Genomic DNA, 20,823 nt, shown 5'->3' on the forward strand with positions numbered 1-20,823 from the left:
CCGCGAGAAGCAGAGGAAATGAGTCGAGTTGCGTGTGGTGCTACACCTTCAGGATGCGCTCGCCCCGGCCGATGCCGGAACTGCCCGTGCGAACCGTCTCCAGAATCGCCGTGGCGTCGAGCGCCTGAATGAACGCGTCGAGCTTGTCGGAGGCGCCCGTCAGTTCCATGGTGTAGGTCTTTTCGGTCACGTCGATGATGCGGCCGCGGAAGATATCCGCCATCCGCTTCATCTCTTCGCGTTCCTTGCCGACTGCCCTTACCTTGATGAGCATCAGCTCGCGCTCGATGTGGGCGCCCTCTGTCAGGTCGACCACTTTCACCACCTCGATCAGGCGGTTCAGGTGCTTCGTGATCTGTTCGATCACGTCGTCCGAGCCGATGGAGACGATGGTGAGCCGCGACAGCGAACTGTCTTCGGTCGGCGCCACCGTCAGCGTTTCGATGTTGTAGCCGCGCGCGGAAAAGAGCCCGACGACACGCGATAACGCGCCCGGCTCGTTTTCCAGCAGTACGGAGATGATGTGTTTCATGTGCGTGTTTCCCGATATGTCCAGAAGAAGCGTTCGTCCGAAAAACCCGCGCGCGGCGCTCGTCCTTTGTGAAGACGGGCGCGCACGAGCCTCGCGTGACAAAGCCGCGTTATAGATCCTCAGAGCCGAGCAGCATTTCCGTGATGCCTTTGCCTGCCTGCACCATCGGAAATACGTTTTCGGTCGGATCGGTCTGGAAGTCGAGGAACACGGTGCGATCTTTCAGACGCAGCGCTTCCTTGAGCGCCGGTTCGACATCCGCGGTCTTTTCGACGCGAATGCCGACGTGGCCGTACGCTTCGGCGAGCTTCACGAAGTCGGGCAGCGCGTCCATGTACGAACTGGAATAGCGCTTCTTGTATTCGATCTGCTGCCACTGGCGAACCATGCCGAGATAGCGGTTGTTGAGCGAGATGATCTTGACCGGCGTGTTGTACTGCTTGCAGGTCGAGAGCTCCTGAATGCACATCTGAATGGAGCCTTCGCCCGTGATGCAGACCACGTCCTCGTCGGGATAAGCCATCTTCACGCCCATCGCGGCCGGCAGGCCGAAGCCCATCGTGCCGAGGCCGCCCGAGTTGATCCAGCGGCGCGGCTTGTTGAACGGATAGAACTGCGCCGCCCACATCTGATGCTGGCCGACATCCGAACACACGAACGCGTTGCCGTCCGTCAGCTCCGCGAGCTTCTCGACGACGTACTGCGGCTTGATGATCTCGCTCTTGCGGTCGTAGGCGAGGCAGTCTTTCGAGCGCCAGCCTTCGATCTCGTCCCACCACGACTTGAGCGCGGCCGTGTCCGGCCCGTGCTCCGCGTGCTGAAGCTGCTCGATCAGCTCTTTCAGGACTTCCTTCACGTCGCCGACGATCGGGATATCGACCTTCACGCGCTTCGAGATGGACGACGGATCGACGTCGATATGAATGATCTTGCGCGGCGACGAGGCGAAGTGCTTCGGGTCGCCGATCACGCGGTCGTCGAAGCGCGCGCCGATGGCGATCAGCACGTCGCAGTGCTGCATGGCCATGTTGGCTTCGTACGTGCCGTGCATGCCGAGCATGCCGAGAAACTTCTTATCGCTCGCGCGATAGCCGCCCAGACCCATCAGCGTGTTGGTGACGGGATAGCCGAGCAGATCGGCGAACTGGTTCAGTTCGCGCGATGCGTCCGCGAGAATGATGCCGCCGCCGGTGTAGATATACGGGCGCTTGGCCGACAAGAGCAGTTGCACCGCCTTGCGGATCTGGCCGGAGTGGCCCTTCGTGACCGGGTTGTACGAGCGCAGCGACACGCTCTTGACCGGCTCGTAGCGGCACGGCGCTTTCGACACATCCTTCGGAATGTCGATCAGCACCGGGCCGGGACGCCCCGTGCGCGCGATGTAGAAGGCTTTCTTGACGGTGGCGGCGAGATCGCGCACGTCCTTCACGAGGAAGTTGTGCTTGACGCAGGGCCGTGTGATGCCGACGGTGTCGCATTCCTGGAACGCGTCGAGGCCGATGGCCGCGGTGGGCACCTGCCCGCTGATGACGACGAGCGGAATGGAATCCATATAGGCCGTGGCGATGCCGGTGACGGCATTGGTGACGCCCGGGCCGGAAGTCACGAGGCACACGCCCACTTTGCCGGTCGAGCGCGAATACGCGTCGGCGGCGTGCACGGCGGCCTGCTCGTGGCGCACGAGAATGTGCTGAATCTGGTCCTGCTTGTACAGCTCGTCGTAGATGTAGAGTACCGAGCCGCCGGGATAGCCCCACACGAACTCGACGTTTTCGTCGGCGAGCGCGCGCATGAGCACGGTCGCGCCGATGGAATCGGCTTCGTGAGAGGGAGTGGTATCCGACGTGGAGAATTCCGCGCTAGGCATGTTCATTCATCACCTTTCGAATTTTCGGCAAAAAATTGATCGGGTGCTCTCTGCCGGGCTTGTGGCTCGGGTTCAAGCGGCGCGTCTTGGTTTGACAGGCGAACTTCTTGGGCTCGCCTCAAAGCAGACAATTCACTTTATGATGCGAGTCGGGAACGATAGCCCGTTTTTGCGCACACGGTCAAGCAAAAATCTCCCGGGCGCGCTTTAAGTGCTCCGTTCGGCCGTTTTTCCCGCGCCTGCCGTGCGTAATACGGCGCAACAAATCGTTTCCCGATCCTCCCGCGACAGCGAAAATTTGCTAGCATCCGCAGGTTTTCCTGGAACTCCACAATCTCTTTCGACGCAAATTCGTTGCGCCGGGTCTCCAACGGATGGCATCAGACAAGGAACTCGCCGATTTTCTGGCGGGCGTCGAAAGACGCGCGTTCAAGCAGACCGTGTACACCGTCCGCGACGACGACGCGGCGCTAGACATCGTCCAGGACGCCATGATCAAGCTCGCGGAAAAGTACGGCGACAAGCCGTCGGCCGAGCTTCCTCTTTTGTTCCAGCGTATCCTCCAGAATGCGACGCACGACTACTTTCGCCGTCAGAAGGTTCGCAATACCTGGATCAGCCTGTTCTCCTCGTTCGGCAGCGCCGACGACGACGAGTTCGACCCGCTCGAAACCTTCGAATCCGAGGACGGCGCGACCGGCAGCGAAAGCAGCGAGAGCCGGCTGGAACGCGAGCAGGTGCTCAACCTGATCGACGTGGAAATCCAGAAATTACCGGCGCGTCAACGAGAAGCTTTTCTCATGCGTTACTGGGAAGATATGGATGTCGCAGAGACGGCCGCCGCGATGGGCTGCTCCGAGGGCAGCGTGAAGACGCACTGTTCACGCGCCACGCACGCTCTCGCGCAAGCCCTGAAAGCCAAAGGGATCACGCTATGAGTTCCGCTCTTGAAACGAAGGAAAACGAGTTCGCGCTGAAGGTCGTTCGCGCGCTCGACGAAAGCACGTCGGCCATTCCGGCCGCCGCGGTGGATCGGCTCGCCGAGGCGCGCCGCGCCGCGATCGCGCGCAAGAAGCCCGAGAAAGTGGCGGTCGCCGCCGCTGCGCCTGTGTTCACGCCGGTTCTGGCCGGCGCGGGCGCCACGCTCTCGGCCGGCGGTTCCGGCGACGCGCACGGCCGCAAGAGCCTGTTCGCGCGCTTGGGCGGCTTCGGGCTGGCGGGCCCGGTGTTCGCGCTCGCCGTGGCGCTGGCGGGTATCGCTTACTGGGAAGATCAGCAGCGCAAAGCCGAACTGGCCGACATCGACGCGGCCATGATGAGCGACAGCCTGCCGCTCGACGCGTATCTCGATCACGGCTTCAACGCGTATCTGACGCGCAATCACTAAGCATCAAACCGAGCGGGGGAAATTCGGGTGAGTTACAAGCGCGGTCTCGCGATTGTCTTCGGCTGCGCGATTGCGGGTCTGGTCGCGTTCGCCGCCACTTACCCGCGCTTCTATTCGTCCTCCGCCACGGCGTCGCTGTCCGCCGCCGCGCCCAGCGGCGCGAGCGCGGACGCATCGCTCTCGCCGCTCGCCGCGCTTGTCACTGACAATCCGCTCTCGTGGAGCCGTCTGACGGAGGCACAGCGCGTCGCGCTCGCGCCTTTCGCGACGCAGTGGGACTCCTTCAGCGACGAGCGCAAGCAAAAGTGGCTCAAGATCGCATCGCGTTATCACCGCATGTCGCCGGACGCGCAGAAGCGGCTGCAGCAGCGCATGGAGGAATGGGTGCGCATGACGCCCGACCAGCGCAAGGTCGCGCGGGAAAACTACCAGGTGTCGAAACTCGTGCCCCCCGACAAGCGTGAGAAGGCCTGGGACGCGTATCAGAAGCTCTCGGAAGAACAAAAGAAAAAGCTCGCCGCGAGCGAGCGCAGCCGCCGCCCCACCGTGGTCAGCGCGCCGCCAACCGGCAAGGCCGAAGTGAAGGACATCAACCGACTGGTGGCGGCGCGCGAGCAGGGCCACGCGGCTTCGCACGCGGAGGCCGGGCCGGGCGCGGGATCGCCGGCATCGGGCACGCCGTTGCAGCCTGTCGTGCCGAACGCCGCGAGCATCGTCCCGGCCACGCCGATTCCCGTTTCGCCGCAGCAGGCGCCTTCGATGTACAACGGTTCGTGATCCCGCGATGAGCGTCTCCGCCACCGCGACCATTCCGCCGCTTCGCGCGCCCAGCCTGCGCCGGCGTCTCTCCACGATGGTCTACGAAGGCGTCATCCTGTTCGGCGTCGTATTCATCGCCGGATACCTCTTCAGCACGCTCACGCAGCAGCGCAACGGCCTCACGCATCACGACTGGCTGATGTCGTGGATCGGTCTCGTGCTGGCGGCGTATTTCGTGTGGTTCTGGACGCACGGCGGCCAGACGCTGCCGATGAAAACCTGGCGCCTGAAAGTCGTCGATGCGCGCGGCGAGCCGCTCACCGTCGGCCGGGCGCTTGCGCGCTACGCGCTCGCGTGGCTGTGGTTCCTGCCGCCGCTCGCGCTGCACCCGCTCCTTTCACTGGCGGTGCCGCAGACGCTGATCGCGCTGGCCGTCTGGATCGCGCTATGGGCGGCAGCCGTATGGCTCGATCCCGCCCGCCAGTTCCTGCACGACCGCCTCGCCGGCACGCGCATCGTCGCCACCTAAGTCATCCCCTGCCCGCCCCCTGTAATACGAACTTCTCGTGACTGTCACGGCTCGGTCACGGCCGCACGGCGTAATGCGCATACCAAAACTCGATGCGCGAGCCAATGGCCCTCCACCCGACAGTCACGCCGGCATTCGATCCCTCCACCGCTTACCGTTTTCGCAGTTCCGGCTTGCGCGTCGATCCGTCGGCGCTGGCGTCTGAGTCACTCGAGACGGCGTCGCCCGTCGCCGATAACGAATCGGCAGACGGAACCCATCGCTATCGCACGATCTGGCTCTCGGATATCCACTTAGGCTCCGGCGGCTGCCAGGCCGCGTATCTGCTCGACTTCCTGCGGCATCACGAATCGGACTACCTGTATCTCGTCGGCGACATCATCGACGGATGGCAGCTTCGCAAAGGCTGGTTCTGGCCGCAGGCGCACAACGACGTCGTGCAGAAAATCCTGCGCAAGGCGCGCAAGGGCACGCAGGTCGTCTATATCCCCGGCAACCACGACGAAGCCGCGCGCCAGTTCTGCGACCTCGCGTTCGGCGACATCCACGTGCGCGGCGAAGCCTTTCACACGACGCTCGCGGGCAAGCGCCTGTGGATCGTCCACGGCGATCTCTTCGACGGCGTCATTCAGCACGCCAAATGGCTCGCCTATCTCGGCGACACCGCGTACACCGCGATCCTGCTGCTCAACCGCTGGTTCAATCGCGTGCGCACGAAGCTCGGCTTCAATTACTGGTCGCTCTCGCAGTACCTGAAGCATCAGGTCAAGAACGCGGTCAATTTCATTTCGCAGTTCGAACGTGTGATGACCGATGAAGCGCGCCGCCGCGGCTGCGACGGCGTCGTGTGCGGGCACATCCACAAGGCCGAGATTCGCGATATCGACGGCATCCTGTATTGCAACGACGGGGACTGGGTCGAGAGTCTCTCCGCGCTCGTCGAGACGTACGACGGCGAACTTAAGGTCGTCTACTGGACCGTCATGCGTTCGCCCGGACAGCCGGCCGCGAAAGCACGCGTGACGGTCTAACCCAAGCATCAAGCCGCACAGGAAACCGCAATGAAGATCATGATCGTGACCGATGCATGGGAGCCGCAAGTCAACGGCGTCGTGCGCACACTCAAGAACACGAGCAAGGAACTGACGGCGCTCGGGCATCGCGTGGACATGCTCACACCGCTCGAATTCAGGACGATTCCCTGCCCGACCTATCCCGAGATTCGCCTGTCGCTGATGCCGGGCCGTCATGTCGCAGAGCGCATCGACGCGTTCGATCCAGACGCGCTGCACATCGCGACAGAAGGCCCGCTCGGGCTCGCCGCCCGCGCCTACGCGCTGCGTCACAAGCTGCCGTACACGACCGCCTATCACACGCGGTTTCCCGAATACGTGAAGGCGCGCTTCGGCATTCCGCTCGCGATGACGTATCGCTTTCTGCGCTGGTTCCACGGACCGTCGCAGGCGGTCATGGCGCCGACGCCAGTGGTCAAGAAAGATCTGGAAGCCTACGGATTCACGAACGTCGTGCTGTGGACGCGCGGCGTGGATCTCGACATCTTCCATCCGATGGACTCGAAGGTGCTCAACACCGCGCGGCCGATCTTTCTGTACGTCGGGCGCGTGGCGATCGAGAAGAACGTCGAAGCGTTCCTGAAGCTCGACCTGCCCGGCTCGAAATGGGTCGCGGGCGAAGGCCCGGCGCTCGCGGAACTGAAATCGCGCTACACGAACGTCAACTATCTCGGCGTGCTGTCGCAGCCGGAACTCGCGAAGGTCTACGCCGCCGCCGATGTCTTCGTGTTTCCTAGCCGCACCGATACGTTCGGCCTCGTGCTGCTGGAAGCGATGGCCTGCGGCACGCCCATCGCGGCGTATCCGGTCACGGGTCCGATCGACGTGCTCGGCGAACACGGACCCGGCGCGCTCGACGACGACCTGCGCGAGGCGTGCCTTCAGGCGCTGAAGATCGACCGTGCCGACGCGCGCGCCTGGGCCGAACGCTTCTCGTGGCGCGCAGCGTCCGAGCAGTTCGCGTCGCATTTGCGGCAGTTCGAGCCGCGCGCGCCGCGCACCGACCGGGCGCCCGCATGACGCGTCGCCCGTTGGCGGAGGAACGCGCCGAAGCGAACGTCCGAGCGGCGGCGGGCCGCATCATGGACCCGTTCGACGACGAATCCGACGCCGGCGTCGATTCGCCCGACTTGCCCGATTGGCCCGCTCAGGCGACCGAACCGCTCGGCACCGACGACCTGCCCTTCAATCCGTACAAGGGCAATCGCGGCTTCACGCGCGCCTGGCACGCGATGAAGAACTCGATCGCGGGCTTTCGCATCGCGATCCGCGAGGAAAGCGCCTTCCGGCAGGAACTGACGCTCGCGGCCATTCTGTTGCCGTGCAGCCTGTTCGTGCCGGTGGCGCCGGTCGAGCGCGCCGCGCTGATCGGCTCGGTGCTGCTGGTGCTGATCGTCGAGCTGTTGAATTCGAGCGTCGAGGCGGCGATCGACCGCATCTCGCTGGAACGCCACGAACTCTCGAAGCGCGCGAAGGACTTCGGCAGCGCCGCTGTGATGGTCGCGCTCGCGGTATGCGTGCTCACCTGGGCCATGATTCTGTGGCCGCACGCGCCCGCTGCGGCTGCGTGGCTCAGGCGTCTTTTGGCTTGAGGGCGCGGTATCTCGTAAAGTCGTCGCCGGGTCTGCGAGGCCGCGTCCGGAACGGAGAACGAGCGGTTTATAATCGTCCGATATTCTCAAAAATAGCAATGGAACCGGACGCGGGCATGCTTGCACGAGGCCGCCGCGACCGGATGCCAAGGTCGGACGACATGGAAGCGAAACCTCCCCGCCGTACCCGCGAACGGATTCTCGAGCTGTCGCTGAAGTTGTTCAATGATATCGGCGAACCGAACGTCACCACGACGACGATCGCCGAGGAGATGGAAATCAGTCCAGGCAATCTGTACTACCATTTCCGCAACAAAGACGACATCATCAACAGCATCTTCGCGCAGTTCGAGCAGCAGGTTCAGAAGCGCCTGCGCTTTCCGGACGATCACCGGCCGACCATCGACGAGATGTGGTCGTATCTGCAGTACATGGCCGACTTTCTCTGGACGTATCGCTTTCTCTACCGCGACCTGAACGACCTTCTCGCGCGCAACCGCACGCTGGAAACGCACTTCAAGCAGATCATCACGCACAAGGTGCGCTTTGCGCAGCAGCTGTGCGAGGCGCTCGTCGCCGATCAGGAAATGGTCGCGACGCCCGCCGAGATCGAGGTGATCGCGACCAACATCGGCGTGATCGCCACGTACTGGCTGTCGTATCAGTACGTGATGAACCCGCGCAAGTACAACGATCAGGAAGCGATTCGCGCGGAGCTTCATCAGGTGAGCGTGCACATCATCTCGATCATGGCGCCTTATCTGCGCGGCCGCTCGCGCCAGCTTTTCGACGATCTGGTGTCCGGTAAGATGCCCAAGCGCGGATTCGCGGACTTCCTGCCGCCGCGCGACGATGCCGCCAGCGCATCGAAGAACGAAACACCGAAGGATTCCCGATAATGAAGGCAGTGTGTGTCTATTGCGGCTCCGCCACCGGAGCCCGCCCCGTCTATGCCGAAGCGGCGCGCGCGTTCGGCCGCGCGCTCGTTGAAGCGAACCTGTCGCTCGTCTACGGCGGCGGCCGCGTCGGGCTGATGGGCCTGATCGCCGATGAAGTGCTCGCCGCCGGCGGACGCGCGGTCGGCGTGATTCCCGAGTTGCTGCTCGCGAAGGAAGTCGGCCACACCGATCTCACCGAACTGCACGTCGTGCCCGACATGCACGAGCGCAAGAAGAAGATGGCCGATCTCGCCGATGCCTTCGTCGCCATGCCGGGCGGCGTCGGCACGTACGAAGAGTTCTTCGAGGTGTACACGTGGGCGCAACTCGGCTATCACCAGAAGCCCGTTGGCCTGCTGGACGTGAACGGCTATTTCGACCCGCTTCTGTCGATGCTGCGTCATACCATCGACGAAGGCTTCATGCGCAAGCCGTATCTGGACATGATTCAGGTGGCCGCCGAGCCGAACGAGATGATCGCGAAGCTCGCGGCCTACACGCCGCCCGCGAACGACAAGTGGTCCGAGAAACGCAACGCAGTCTGAGGAGAGTCGAGCGATGTCCAAAGTCATCCTGATCACCGGCGCGAGCCGCGGCATCGGCCGGTCGGCTGCCATTCTCGCGGGCGCGCGCGGCTGGTCGGTCGGCGTGAACTACGCGTCGAACGCGCAAGCCGCCGAAGAAACCGTCGCGGCGGTGCGCGCGGCGGGCGGCAAGGCTATCGCGATAGCCGGCGACGTGCGCGACGAAGCCGCGATCATCGCCATGTTCGACGCCACCGAGCAAGCCTTCGGCAAGCTCGACGGCGTGGTGAACAACGCGGGCATCGTCGCGCCGGGGGCGCCTCTGGCCGACATGGACATCGAGCGGCTCAAGCGCATTTTCGACACCAACGTGCTCGGCGCGTATCTGTGCGCGCGCGAGGCGGCGCGGCGTCTGTCGCGCTCGCGCGGCGGCCATGGCGGCTCGCTCGTGAACGTGTCGTCGGCGGCGGCGCGGCTCGGGTCGCCCAACGAATACGTGGACTATGCGGGCTCGAAAGGCGCGATCGACGCGATGACCATCGGCCTTTCCAAGGAACTCGGCCCGGAAGGCGTGCGCGTCAACGCCATCCGCCCCGGCCTCATCGAAACCGACATCCACGCGAGCGGCGGCAAGCCGGACCGCGCGCACGTGCTCGGCGTGCACACGCCGCTCGGACGCCCCGGCACGGCGGACGAAGTCGGAGAGTCGATCGTCTGGCTGCTCTCGGATGCGTCGTCGTATGTAACCGGCGCGATACTGGACGTGACGGGCGGACGGTGATCGTCTCGGGCGTTCAAAAGCCGCCGTGCTTGGCGAGCCACGCTTCTTCGTCGGGCAGCGTCTTGCGCCCGAGTATCCTGTTCCGATGCGGAAAGCGCCCGAACCGCTCGATGACTTCCGCGTGCCTCAACGCGGAGTCGTAGAAGCTCGCGACGCCCGTGTCGTCGCGAAGTTTCGCGAAAAGGCGCACCGATTCGCGCTGGCTGGCGAGCGTTTCGTCGTGCTCGAACGGCGTGTACACGAACGCGCGATGACAGGCGCTCGGCATCCGCAAGTCGTCGCCCTGCTCGACGAGCGTCTTCGCGACCGCCAGCGCCCGCGCGTCGCCGGCAAAAGCGCGCGGCGTGTTGCGATGGCAGTTGCGCGAGAACTGATCCAGCACCACGATCAGCGCGAGCGCGCAAAGCGGCTCGCGTTCCCACTCTTTTAAGCCGCCCGCCTGCGCTTCGTCGAGCAGCGCGCCGAAGCGTTCGGTCAGCATGGCGTCGAATGCGCGTTTCTTGGTCCACCACTGCTTGCGCTCGGTGCCGAACTCGGGCGAACCCGGCGCGCCGAACCAGACATCGAGGACGTCCTGCGCGCGCCGGTCGCCGGTCACGACCGTCAAGCCAGTTCCAGCACGAGCCGCCGCGTGCGCGCGCTCTTCTTTTCCAGCTTGGCGATGCGCAGCGTCCCGATTTCGCCGGTGTTGCGCACATGCGTGCCGCCGCACGGCTGCAAGTCCACGTTCTCGATGCGCAGAAGCCGCACGCGGCCGAGACCCATCGGCGGCTTCACGCTCATCGTGCGGACGAGTTCGGGGCGCGCCGACATTTCGTCGTCGGTGATCCATTCGGTGCGCACGTCGTGCGAGCCGCCGACGAGCTCGCGCAGCTTCGCTTCCACTGCTTCGCGCTCGATCGGCTCGACGGTCGCGAGATCGAGCCGCGCGTAGTCGGTCGTGATGCTGCAACCATCGACCGGATACGGCAGCACCGCGCAGATCAGGTGGCTCGCGGTGTGCAGCCGCATATGCCGATACCGCCGCTCCCAGTCGATTTCCGCGCTCACGGTGTCGCCCACCTCGAGCTTCGCGAGCGAGTCTTCCTGACCGGGCGCGGGCACATGCACGGCATCGTCGGGCGTCGCGCCTTCGAACTTGGCCTTGCGCGTATCCGCGATGGCGATGACCGTGCCGTCCGCGAGCGTCAGCGTTCCGGCATCGCCCGCCTGCCCGCCGCCGAGCGGATAGAACACGGTCTGGTCCAGATGGATGCCCGCCTCGTCGATGGCGGTGACGGTCGCCTCGCAGCGTCTTTGATAAGCGTCCTCGCGAAAGAGCGCGCGTGTAGTCATGACTTCGTGTCCTCAAAGCCTTGGATGGTCGGTTGATCGCAGATGATGCCGCAAACCGGCGCGGCCTCGCCCGGTACACAACGCGGCGAATCAGCCGGGACGGTTGCGCATCCAGTCGGCGGTATCGAAGAACGACGTGAGCAGGCGCTCGCGCAGCGGCTCGGCGAGGCCGATGTCCTCCATCGCCCAGGCCATGCAGCGCAGCCATTGATCGCGCTCGCTTGACGCGATGGCGAACGGCAGATGCCGCGCCCGCAGCCGTGGATGCCCGAAGCGGCTGATGTAGTGATCCGGTCCGCCCATCCAGCCGCACAGGAACCAGAACGTCTTGTCGCGCGAATTGTCGAGCGTCGGCGGATGCAGCGCGCGAATGCCCGCGAACTCGGGCTCCAGGTCCATCAAATCGTAGAAACGGTCGACGAGCGCGCGCACGCGCTCCTCGCCGCCGATGAGTTCGAACGCGGTGGGCGCTCGTTGTTGATTCGTCGCTTCGTCTTCGGAAGCCGGTTGATTCACTTCGCTCATTGCTTTGCTTTGACTGAAAACTATGCGTCCCGCAGCGATTGCAGCGCCGGGCGCGCCAGCACGCGCCGCAGGCTGAGCCAGCCGCCGAGCCCCGCGCACGCGATGCCCGCGACGACGCCCGCCGGCACGAGCCACGGATTGAAATCGATATGAAACTCGAACACGCGCGACGCGAGCACGTAGCCGATGCCCTGCGCGCCGAGCGCGGCCATGAGGCCCGACAACGCGCCGACCGCGACGAACTCCGCGACCTGCACCGAGCGCACTTGCCGGTGGGACGCGCCGAGCGCGCGCAACAGCGCGGACTCGCGCATGCGCTCGTCGCGCGTGCCGGCGAGCGCCGCGTACAGCACGAGCACGCCCGCCGCGAGCGTGAAGATGAAGAGGAACTGCACCGCGCCGATCACCTGCGCGAGCGTGCGCTGAATCTGCGCGAGAATCGGCGCGGTGTCGATGGCCGTGACGTTCGGGTACGCGGCGATCAGGCCGTCGATCATGCGCTGATCGTTCGCGGGCAGATGGAAGCTCGTGATGAACGTCGCGGGCAAGTCCGCGAGCGCCGCGGGCGGCATCAGCACGAAGAAGTTCACCTTGAACGAATTCCAGTCCACTTTGCGCAGACTGGTGACGGGCGCTTCCACCGGCAGGCCGGCGACGTCGAAACGCAGCATGTCGCCCATCTTTACGCGGATCGTCTTCGCGATGCCCTCTTCCATCGACACCTGCGGCTTGCCGCTCGTGCCGTACCACGCGCCCTGCGTCACGCGGTTGTCGTCGGGCAGCGCGGTCGTGTAGGACAGGTTGAACTCGCGGTCCACCAGCCGCTTCGCGTCCGGCTTGTCGTAGCTGTCCGGATTCACCGCTTTGCCGTTGATCGCGACGAGGCGCGCGCGCACCATCGGCGAGAGCACGGCGTCGGGCTGGCCGTGGCCGTGCAGATAGGCGAGCACGCCGTCGCGCTGGTCCGGCTGAATGTCGATCAGGAATTCGTTGGGCGCATCCGGCGGCGTGGCGTCGCGCCAACCCTTGATGAGATCGTTACGCGTCATGCCGATCAGCAAGAGGCACATCAGCCCGATGCCGAGCGCCGTGATCTGCAACGCGCTCGCGCCGCTGCGCCGCTCCAGCGACGCGAGCGCATAGCGCCAGCCGACGCCCGCGCGGCTCCTCTCGCGCCGCACGAAGCGCGCCGCCGCCCACAGCGCCGCCCGCGCGATCACGCCGAAGAGCAGCAGCCCCGCCGCGAACCCGCCCGCGACGATCACGCCGAGCTTCAACTCGCCCGCCGCGATCACGAGCAGCGCCGCGAAGAGCAGCACGCCGACGCCATACGCCGCATACGCGATACGGCTCGCATCGCCCAGTTCGCGGCGGATCACGTGGACCGGCGGCACGCGCGTGAGCGGCAAAAGCGGCGGCAGCGCGAAGCCGAGCAGCAGCACGAGCCCCATCGCGATGCCTTGCAAAGCCGGCCAGGCGCTCGCCTGCGGCAACTCGACATCGACGAGCGAACCCAGCGCGCGCAGCAGCACCAGATGCCCAATGAACCCGAGCACGATGCCCGCGACGCTGCCGATCACGCCGATCGCAAGAAATTCGTTGATGAAGAGCGCGCGCAGCGTCCGCTGGCTGACGCCGAGGCAGCGCATCGCGGCGCAGCCGTCCAGATGGCGTCGCGCGAACCGGTGCGCGGCCATCGCGATTGCGACCGCCGCGAGCAGCGCCGTCAGCAGCGAGACGAGCGTGAGAAAGTGGCTCGCGCGGTCGATGGTCTGTCGCACTTGCGGCTGGCCGTCCGAAAGCGATTCGAGCGCCACGCCGCGCAGCTTGCCGCCGTCGGTCTTGCCGCGCGCGAACTGCGCGAACCGCTCGACCTGCGCGTCCGGTCCCGCGACGAGCAGCCGGTACGTCACGCGGCTACCGTAGCCGACCAGCCCCGTCGCCGCGATTTCATCGGCGCGCATCATGAGACGCGGCGAGAAGTTCACGAACGAGAAGCCGCGGTCCATTTCCCGCGTGATGACCGCCGCGACCGTGAAGGTGCGCGTGCCGACCTTCACCGCGCCGCCGACTTTCGTCTTGAGCGCGTCGAGCAGCGCGGGATCGACCCAGACGGTGCCGGGCGCGGGAATGCCTTGCGCGGGCGCATCCGGCGCGTCGGGGCCCGGCGCGATGCGCAGCGCGCCGCGCAACGGATAGCCCGGCGTCACGCCCTTGATCGCCGCGAGCCGCGAAAGCGGCGTCTGCCCGCCCGAGCTGACCATGCTCGGGAAGATGGTCGTGCCTGCCGTTTCGAGCCCGAGCGCACGCGCTTCTTGCGCGAACATCGGATCGACGGGGTGATCGGCGCGCACGACGAAATCGGCGGCGATCATCTGGCGCCCGTCGCGGGCGAGCCCCTGCCGCATGCGATCCGCGAGAAACCCGACGCTCGACAACGCGGCGACCGCCAGCACGAGCGCGAGCAGGAGCATCGTGAGTTCGCCCGCGCGCCAGTCGCGCGCGGTCATGCGCCACGACTGGCGCACGGTCTGGAGGAAGTCGAGCCTGGCGCTCGGATGCGCGTGGTGAGGCGCGTGCGGTCCTTGCGACGCCTTGGCCGCCGGTTTGTCGTTGGCCGCCGTGCTCAATCGTGCTTGCTCCGCAGTCGGCTGATCGGGTTATGCGTGCCCGGCAGCATGTGCTTCGCCATGCGCGACACGCCGCCGTGCACGCCGCGCACGAGGCGCGGCAGCGCCCAGCCGGCCACCACCAGAAACGCAATCAGCATGACGAGGAACAGGAGCGGCACGAAGAACGCGAGCACGAGGCCGAGCGTCGCGCCGACATCTTCGGTGGCGGATGCCGCCCAGTTCGACACCGGCTCCGGTGAGAGATTGATGAGCGCGCGCGTGCCGGCCTTCGCGAAATGCGACGCCCCGGCGAGCGTGCCGCCGGCAAGCGCGGCAACGGTGAGCAGCGTCGGATCGGCGTGGCCGAGCGAGCCTGCCGCGAGCACTGCGCCCGCCGGAATGCGAATGAACGTATGAATGGCGTCCCACAGGGAATCGAGCGCGGGAATCTTGTCGGCGAGAAATTCGACGAACGCGAGGAACGCGGCGACGCCGATTACCCACGGCGAAGCGAGCACGGCGAGCGTGTCGGGCAGATGAATGACGCCCATGCGGGCAAACAGGCCGGCGACGAAGACCGTGAGGTACAGGCGCAGCCCGCTCGCCCATGAAAGGCCCGCAGCGAGCGAAAGTGATTCCAGCATTGCCGCCTCCTTGTTGCGCCAGCCGCGCGCTTCTTGCCACGGCTCGATGCTGTACCGGCTGAAACAATCGGCCCGCTCCGCTGACCGGAGTGACCGAAAGAAGCCGCGACGCGGGCGCGCGTAAGATGGAACCGCCAGCCTCCCGCCGCGAAAACCGCGACCGCACGCGAGGCGCCCGTCAGACTGACTTCAGATCATTATATCCACGCAAAATGCCCGCAGTGGGCGTGTGGCACTGCAGCGGCCAAGCGATTGCCGTTCCCGCGCCTTTCAGTGCCCCGACGTGAGCTTGAGTCCGATCAAGCCCGCGATGATGAGCACCGCGCTCACGATGCGCGCCGCCGACACCGCCTCGCCCATGAACACGATGCCGAACACGAACGCGCCGACCGCGCCGATGCCCGTCCACACCGCATACGCGGTGCCGAGCGGCAACTGGCGCATGGCGAGCGCGAGCAGCACGAAGCTGCCGATGGCCGTCACGAGCGTGAAAACGGACGGGCCGAGCTTCGTAAAGCCGTCGGACGACTTCAGGCCCGCCGCCCACGCGACTTCCAGCAGACCGGCAATGAAGAGAAGAATCCAGGACATCGGGTCACTCCCATGAAGATGGGGCCGTCCCCGATGAGTCGATGTGCGCCCCGGTCGTCCGGCACGCGGTTAGCTGATGAGCGCGAGGCCGAAATTGTAGCAAAGGGGTCATGCGCGCCGCGTGTCCCGCGCCGGCAAACGGTGTATTAAAGAACGACGCGCGTACAGTCGCATCGTTCGACGCAAACGTTGCAAGAATCGCCAAGGAGCGTTCATGCATATCGACTCGGTTCTGCTCTCGCGCTTTCAGTTCGCGTGGGTCATCGCGTTTCATATCTTGCTGCCGGCTTTCACCGTCGGGCTATCCTGTTTCATCGCCACGCTGGAAGTCAACTGGTGGATCACCAAGCGCGATGTCTACCGGCGGCTGTCGGCGTTCTGGCTCAAGATCTTCGCGGTGTCGTTCGGCATGGGCGTGGTGTCGGGCATCGTGATGCCGTTTCAGTTCGGCACCAACTGGAGCCGCTACGCCGACCGCACCGCGAACGTCGTCGGCCCGCTGATGGGCTACGAAGTGCTGACCGCGTTCTTTCTGGAGTCGGCGTTTCTCGGCGTGCTGCTCTTCGGCCGCAAGCTCGTGCCGCAGTGGGCGCACGTGATGTCCGCGCTGTTCGTCGCGCTCGGCACGCTCATTTCGTCGTTCTGGATTCTCGCGGTCAATAGCTGGATGCAGACGCCGCAAGGCTACCGCCTCATGCCCGACGGCCGCTTCGAAGTGGTCAGCTTCTTCGACGTGATCTTCTCGCCGTCGTTTCCGTTCCGGCTGAGCCACACGGTCAGCGCGTTTCTCGTGACCACCGCCTTCGTGATTCTCGGCGTCGGCGCCATGTATATCCGTCAGGGCCGCGCGATCGAGGAAAGCCGCGTGATGCTCAAGATGTCGCTGATCTTTCTCATCATCATGGTGCCCGTGCAGATGGTGCTCGGCGACGCCCACGGCCTCAACACGCTCAAGCATCAGCCCGCCAAGCTCGCCGCGATGGAGGCGCTATGGGAATCGGGCTCGCGCGTGCCCGCCAATCTTTTCTCCATTCCCGATCAGGACGAAGAGCGCAATCACTTCGAAATCTCGGTGCCGGTGCTCGGCAGCATCTATCTGACGCACGATCCGAACGGCTACGTGCGCGGCCTCAAGGACTTTCCGCGCGAGGACCGCCCGCCCGTCGCGGTCGTGTTCTTCGCGTTTCACATCATGGTCGGCATCGCGATGCTGATGCTCGCGATCGTGCTGTCGGGCATCGTGCTGTTCGCGCGCGGCAAGCTCGAACGCAGCAGGCGATGGCTGCGCGCGGCGACGTTCGCGATGCCGCTCGGCTTCATCGCCGTGCTCGCCGGATGGACGACGACCGAAGCCGGCCGGCAGCCGTGGACCGTGTACGGCGTGCTGCGCACCCGCGATTCGGTGACGCCCTCGCTCACCACCGGCGATGTCGGGCTGTCGTGGCTGCTTTACGTGCTCGCGTACGCCGTCATCTTCGGCTCGGGATACATCCTCTTGCGGCGTCTCGTGCGCATCGGTCCGTCCGAAGCCACGCAAGGTCATGAGAACGAACTGCTTCAGCCGAAGACGCGCGCGGCGCGGCCGCTTTCGGCCGTATCGTCGAGCAGAGACACCTCGCGGCAGACGGCGGACGTCGCGCCGAGCGACGACATCGTGCCGCCGCGCCGGCCCAACTAGCCGATCCTGACAACCGGAGAACGCGATGCTCGATCTCGTGCCGCTGTGGGCCGCCATTCTCGCGCTGGCCGTGTTCATGTACGTGCTGCTCGACGGCTTCGATCTCGGCGTCGGCATGCTCTTTCTGCTGCGCCGCGACCACGACGAGCGCAATCTGATGATCAACTCCGTCGCGCCCGTCTGGGACTTCAACGAAACGTGGCTCGTGCTCGGCGGCGGCGGACTGTTCGCGGTGTTTCCGCTCGCCTACGCGATCATCGTGCCGGCCGTCTATTTCCCGATTCTCTTCATGCTGCTCGGGCTGATCTTTCGCGGCGTGGCGTTCGAATTCCGCGAGGTCGTCGGCGCGCGCAAGTGGCTGTGGGATCGCGCGTTCGCGTACGGGTCGCTGCTCGCCACGTTCTCGCAGGGCATCGTGCTGGGCATGTTCATTCAGGGCTTTCCTATCGTGGGCCGGCAGTACTCGGGAACGAGCTGGGACTGGCTCGCGCCGTTTCCGCTCCTGGTCGGCGTCGGCCTGATATTCGGCTACGCGCTGCAAGGCTCGACGTGGCTCGTGCTCAAGACCGAAGGCGACTTGCAGGCGTGGGGCCGCAAGATGGCGCGCTTCGCGCTCATCGGCGTGCTCGCGTTCATTCTGCTCATCAGCTTGTGGACGCCGCTGAAAGACGCGCGCATCGCTTCGCGCTGGTTCGGCTTTCCGATGGCCTTCGCGTTCGCGCCGGTGCCGTTGCTCACCGCGTTTCTCGCGTGGAAGCTCTGGTCGAGTCTCTCGAAAGGCCGCGAAGTGCTGCCTTTCGTCTGCTCGATGGGCCTCTTCTTTCTCGCGTTCACCGGGCTCGTCATCAGCCTGTGGCCGTTCATCGCGCCGCCTTCGGTGACGCTATGGGACGCGTCGGCCGCGCCGATCACGCATCAGTTCTTCCTGATCGGAACGCTGTTCCTGCTGCCGGTGCTGATGATCTACGTGACCTGGTCGTACTGGGTGTTTCGCGGCAAGGTGCGCAGCGACATCGGCTATCACGTGGAATGACGCATCAGAGCTTTTGCCGGACCGCGAGCGAGAGAATGCGCGTCCACTTGCGCGCCTCGGCGCGGTCGGTCATCGGCAGACGCCATTGGCCGTGAACCTTGTCGGCGACATCGAGAACGACGTGCCACTCGCCGCGCGCGTCGTCCCGCGCGAGTTGTGCGTCGCGCAGGTCGGCGAAGATGTAGTGGCCGGTCGCCTCGCCTACGCGCACGTCCAGCAGGCGCTTGCCCGCGGCGAGCCGCACGCCGCCCCAGTCGCGCTTCAGTTCGTGCGTCCAGTTGGTGGCGTCGCCCTTGACGCGCGGCAGATTCGGCGCGATCTCGCGACGCCGCGCGAGCCAGTACGCGATGCCCGCCGCTACCGCCGCCGCCACGACCACCGCGACGCCGACGGCCACGCCCAGCCCGAAGCGCGCATCGAGCGCGTCGAAGGACCACACCGCGCCGTAGATCAGCGCCGCCAGCGCGATGAGCGCGAGAACGATCGGCATGACGGCTACCCTTTGCGAACGTACGAAGCGGCCGCCATCACTGCGCCTTGTGCTTGGCGTTCCACTCGCGCAGCGCCTGCAGCGTGTTCGCGACATGCTGATCCGGCGACAGACTCGTGTACTCGTAGATGACCTTGCCGTCCGGCGCGATCACGTACGACACGCGGTTGGCCATCGAGCTCTTGAACGGCAATGCGGCGTCGTATGCGCCGATGATCTTCGCGTCGGTGTCGGCGGCGACCGGGAACTTGCTTCGGCATTCGCTCACCGAAAAACGCTGCAACGTGCCGATATCGTCGTGCGACACGCCGATCACCGTCGCGCCCTCCGCCTTGTACTGATCGACTGCTTCGGCGAACTCGTGCGCCTCGATCGTGCAGCCCTTCGTGAACGCGGCCGGATAGAAGTACAGCACGACGGGGCCTTTTTTCAGCGCGTCGGCGAGCGAGTAGTCGAAAACGTTGCCGCCGAGCGACGCCTGCGCCACGAAAGCAGGCGCGGCATCGCCCGGCTTGAGCGTGGCGCGCGCCAGGAGCGGATACGCCGCCACCGCGCACGCGATCAAGCCCGAAAGCGCCGCGCCTGCCAGCTTCGTTCTTCTTTTCATGCGGATGTCTCTCCGTGATCGGGTTGGTGCCGCGTTCAGTCGAGCCGCTGCTCGCCGAACCATGCCGCCGCTTCCACCTGAAGCGAAGCCAGAAGCGCGGGGCTCAGCGCGTCGAGCGCCGGATCGGCAAGCCGTCGTTCGTCGATGGCTTCGACATCGCCGCGTTCGGTCGCCCGCGCGATGCCGAGCAGCGCGCCCAGTTCGCCCTCGCCCGCGAGAATGGCCGAGCGGATATCGGCAGTCAGATGCAGCTTATCGACAATCTCGGCAGGCTGCAGATCCACCACCACGTGCACGAGCGAAAAGATGCCGGTCATGAACGCGGCATCCGAGAACGCTTCATCCGATGGACGCAGTGCATTCGCCGCCAGTTCCATGAAGCGCGCCCGCGTGCCGACGAGTTGCAAGAGCGGGTCGGAGCGCCACGGCAGGCCGCTGCCGTCCGCGTACAGCAGCAGTTGCGTCCAGCGCATCAACTGGCGCGTGCCGGCGGCGGCCATGGCTTCCTTCAGCGACGACACGTTGCGTCCGCGCGCATGGGCGCTCGAATTGGCGAGGCGCATGAGTTGCAGCACGATGTCCGGATTGCGCTTCAGCTCCACTTCGAGTTCGCGCAGGCCGGGGTCGCTGCCGAGCACGGACAAGAGCCGCAAGAGCGTGCCGCGCGCCGGGCTCGCGCGCCGCGCCGACAGCACTTGCGGCCGCGCGAAGAAATAGCCCTGAAAGAGATCGAAGCCCAATGCACGCGCCTGCGCAAAGTCCTCGTGCGTCTCGACCTTTTCCGCGACGAGCAGCTTGCCGTGCTTCTTGACGAGCGCCGTCAGTTCGCGCAAGTGCGCGCGCTCGGCGGCAAGCACGTCCACCTTCACGATATCGACCGACGGCAGCGCGGCGAGCAATGTATCGTCGAGGCGCGTCACGTCGTCGAGCGCGAAGCGAAAGCCGTCGCGGCGCAACTGCGCGCATCGCTTGAAAAGCGCGTCGTCGAACTCGATGCTCTCCAGCAACTCGAGCACGAATCGCTCGGGCTGCATGAGATGCACGATGTCGTCGAAGATGAGTTCGCGGCTCATGTTCACGTAGCCGGGATGCAGTCCGAGCACGGCCGGCACGCCGATTTCGCCGACCGTGCGCGCGACGACATGCGCGGTCGCCTGCACGTCGTTATCGACGCGGGCGCGGTTTTCCGGGCTGTCGCGGAACAGCAGTTCGTAGGCGGCGAGCGCGCCCGCGCCGTCGAGAATCGGCTGACGTCCGACGTAGACGCTCGGCTCGCGTCGGGCGCGCAGCTTCAGCGTTGAATCGGGCATGACGGAAACCGAATGA

General features: G+C 65.5%; 22 protein-coding genes and 1 pseudogene. 12 read left to right on the top strand and 11 right to left on the bottom strand.

The genetic code is table 11. From position 1 onward, the window contains the following. Positions 1 to 40: 40 nt before the first annotated feature. Both ilvN and NCR35_RS10400 read right to left on the bottom strand, forming a co-directional pair. The gene (gene ilvN, locus NCR35_RS10395) at positions 41 to 532 is read right to left on the bottom strand and encodes an acetolactate synthase small subunit (RefSeq protein WP_008341906.1); all 492 of its coding nucleotides are present in this window, start codon (positions 530 to 532) and stop codon (positions 41 to 43) included. A 109-nt stretch (positions 533 to 641) separates the two neighbouring features. Continuing rightward, positions 642 to 2,405: an acetolactate synthase 3 catalytic subunit gene (locus NCR35_RS10400; protein ID WP_206466619.1), complete on the bottom strand. Its 1,764-nt coding sequence runs from the start codon at positions 2,403 to 2,405 to the stop codon at positions 642 to 644. 368 nt (positions 2,406 to 2,773) lie between these two features. Here NCR35_RS10400 and NCR35_RS10405 point away from each other — a divergent pair, with 368 nt between their 5' ends. The 10 genes and pseudogenes from NCR35_RS10405 (at position 2,774) to NCR35_RS10450 (ending at position 9,982) form a co-directional block, all read left to right on the top strand. After that, positions 2,774 to 3,337, top strand: a complete 564-nt coding sequence (locus tag NCR35_RS10405) for an RNA polymerase sigma factor (RefSeq protein WP_250534294.1) — start codon at positions 2,774 to 2,776, stop codon at positions 3,335 to 3,337. Beyond that, positions 3,334 to 3,786 (top strand): DUF3619 family protein, encoded by a 453-nt coding sequence (locus NCR35_RS10410; protein ID WP_250534295.1) that lies wholly within the window; start codon positions 3,334 to 3,336, stop codon positions 3,784 to 3,786. Before NCR35_RS10405 ends, NCR35_RS10410 begins: the two co-directional genes overlap by 4 nt. A gap of 27 nt (positions 3,787 to 3,813) precedes the next feature. Then, the gene (locus tag NCR35_RS10415; RefSeq protein WP_250534296.1) at positions 3,814 to 4,563 is read left to right on the top strand and encodes a DUF3106 domain-containing protein; all 750 of its coding nucleotides are present in this window, start codon (positions 3,814 to 3,816) and stop codon (positions 4,561 to 4,563) included. 7 nt (positions 4,564 to 4,570) lie between these two features. After that, positions 4,571 to 5,074 carry an RDD family protein gene (locus NCR35_RS10420; protein WP_250534297.1) on the top strand — a complete coding sequence of 168 codons (504 nt, stop codon included), beginning with the start codon at positions 4,571 to 4,573 and terminating at the stop codon, positions 5,072 to 5,074. Between the two features lie 233 nt (positions 5,075 to 5,307). Continuing rightward, a pseudogene (locus tag NCR35_RS10425) lies at positions 5,308 to 6,105 on the top strand (UDP-2,3-diacylglucosamine diphosphatase); the annotation flags it as partial. Positions 6,106 to 6,135: 30 nt separating this feature from the next. Then, entirely contained in the window at positions 6,136 to 7,167 is a 1,032-nt protein-coding gene (locus NCR35_RS10430; RefSeq protein ID WP_250534299.1) for a glycosyltransferase family 4 protein, read from the top strand. Continuing rightward, positions 7,164 to 7,739 (top strand): diacylglycerol kinase, encoded by a 576-nt coding sequence (locus NCR35_RS10435; protein WP_250534300.1) that lies wholly within the window; start codon positions 7,164 to 7,166, stop codon positions 7,737 to 7,739. The genes NCR35_RS10430 and NCR35_RS10435 overlap by 4 nt, the downstream gene beginning before the upstream one ends. A gap of 161 nt (positions 7,740 to 7,900) precedes the next feature. Further along, complete coding sequence (locus NCR35_RS10440; protein WP_250534301.1) at positions 7,901 to 8,638, top strand: TetR/AcrR family transcriptional regulator; 738 nt, start codon at positions 7,901 to 7,903, stop codon at positions 8,636 to 8,638. Continuing rightward, positions 8,638 to 9,222: an LOG family protein gene (locus NCR35_RS10445; RefSeq protein WP_250534302.1), complete on the top strand. Its 585-nt coding sequence runs from the start codon at positions 8,638 to 8,640 to the stop codon at positions 9,220 to 9,222. The genes NCR35_RS10440 and NCR35_RS10445 overlap by 1 nt, the downstream gene beginning before the upstream one ends. 13 nt (positions 9,223 to 9,235) lie before the next feature. Further along, positions 9,236 to 9,982: an SDR family oxidoreductase gene (locus tag NCR35_RS10450; protein WP_250534303.1), complete on the top strand. Its 747-nt coding sequence runs from the start codon at positions 9,236 to 9,238 to the stop codon at positions 9,980 to 9,982. A 13-nt stretch (positions 9,983 to 9,995) separates the two neighbouring features. Here the strand turns inward: NCR35_RS10450 and NCR35_RS10455 are convergent, their stop codons facing one another. The 6 genes from NCR35_RS10455 to sugE all read right to left on the bottom strand — a co-directional run bounded on the left by NCR35_RS10455 (position 9,996) and on the right by sugE (position 15,689). After that, complete coding sequence (locus NCR35_RS10455) at positions 9,996 to 10,589, bottom strand: DUF924 family protein (RefSeq protein WP_250534304.1); 594 nt, start codon at positions 10,587 to 10,589, stop codon at positions 9,996 to 9,998. Further along, the gene (locus NCR35_RS10460) at positions 10,586 to 11,317 is read right to left on the bottom strand and encodes an alanyl-tRNA editing protein (protein ID WP_250534305.1); all 732 of its coding nucleotides are present in this window, start codon (positions 11,315 to 11,317) and stop codon (positions 10,586 to 10,588) included. The genes NCR35_RS10455 and NCR35_RS10460 overlap by 4 nt, the downstream gene beginning before the upstream one ends. Before the next feature lie 90 nt (positions 11,318 to 11,407). After that, entirely contained in the window at positions 11,408 to 11,842 is a 435-nt protein-coding gene (locus NCR35_RS10465) for a group II truncated hemoglobin (protein WP_250534306.1), read from the bottom strand. Positions 11,843 to 11,862: 20 nt separating this feature from the next. Then, positions 11,863 to 14,352 (bottom strand): ABC transporter permease, encoded by a 2,490-nt coding sequence (locus NCR35_RS10470; RefSeq protein WP_250534704.1) that lies wholly within the window; start codon positions 14,350 to 14,352, stop codon positions 11,863 to 11,865. 116 nt (positions 14,353 to 14,468) lie between these two features. Beyond that, the gene (locus tag NCR35_RS10475) at positions 14,469 to 15,098 is read right to left on the bottom strand and encodes a DUF4126 domain-containing protein (protein WP_244846827.1); all 630 of its coding nucleotides are present in this window, start codon (positions 15,096 to 15,098) and stop codon (positions 14,469 to 14,471) included. Between the two features lie 270 nt (positions 15,099 to 15,368). After that, the gene (sugE, locus tag NCR35_RS10480; RefSeq protein ID WP_206466633.1) at positions 15,369 to 15,689 is read right to left on the bottom strand and encodes a quaternary ammonium compound efflux SMR transporter SugE; all 321 of its coding nucleotides are present in this window, start codon (positions 15,687 to 15,689) and stop codon (positions 15,369 to 15,371) included. A 214-nt stretch (positions 15,690 to 15,903) separates the two neighbouring features. Here sugE and NCR35_RS10485 point away from each other — a divergent pair, with 214 nt between their 5' ends. Together NCR35_RS10485 and cydB are read left to right on the top strand one after the other, a co-directional pair. Continuing rightward, the gene (locus NCR35_RS10485) at positions 15,904 to 17,367 is read left to right on the top strand and encodes a cytochrome ubiquinol oxidase subunit I (RefSeq protein WP_250534307.1); all 1,464 of its coding nucleotides are present in this window, start codon (positions 15,904 to 15,906) and stop codon (positions 17,365 to 17,367) included. A 25-nt stretch (positions 17,368 to 17,392) separates the two neighbouring features. After that, positions 17,393 to 18,400: a cytochrome d ubiquinol oxidase subunit II gene (cydB, locus tag NCR35_RS10490; protein ID WP_250534308.1), complete on the top strand. Its 1,008-nt coding sequence runs from the start codon at positions 17,393 to 17,395 to the stop codon at positions 18,398 to 18,400. Positions 18,401 to 18,404: 4 nt separating this feature from the next. Here the strand turns inward: cydB and NCR35_RS10495 are convergent, their stop codons facing one another. From NCR35_RS10495 to NCR35_RS10505, 3 genes are read right to left on the bottom strand one after another with little or no spacing between them, the layout of a single operon-like run. Next, positions 18,405 to 18,890, bottom strand: coding sequence for a hypothetical protein (locus NCR35_RS10495; RefSeq protein ID WP_250534309.1), 486 nt, complete (start codon positions 18,888 to 18,890; stop codon positions 18,405 to 18,407). Between the two features lie 37 nt (positions 18,891 to 18,927). Then, positions 18,928 to 19,497, bottom strand: a complete 570-nt coding sequence (locus NCR35_RS10500; RefSeq protein WP_250534310.1) for a peroxiredoxin — start codon at positions 19,495 to 19,497, stop codon at positions 18,928 to 18,930. Positions 19,498 to 19,532: 35 nt separating this feature from the next. Next, on the bottom strand, positions 19,533 to 20,807 hold the full coding sequence (locus NCR35_RS10505; protein ID WP_250534311.1) for an EAL and HDOD domain-containing protein: 1,275 nt from the start codon (positions 20,805 to 20,807) through the stop codon (positions 19,533 to 19,535). Positions 20,808 to 20,823: the final 16 nt, after the last annotated feature.

The sequence above is a fragment of the Caballeronia sp. AZ10_KS36 genome, assembly GCF_023631105.1.
In the GTDB taxonomy this organism is placed as follows: Bacteria; Pseudomonadota; Gammaproteobacteria; order Burkholderiales; family Burkholderiaceae; genus Caballeronia.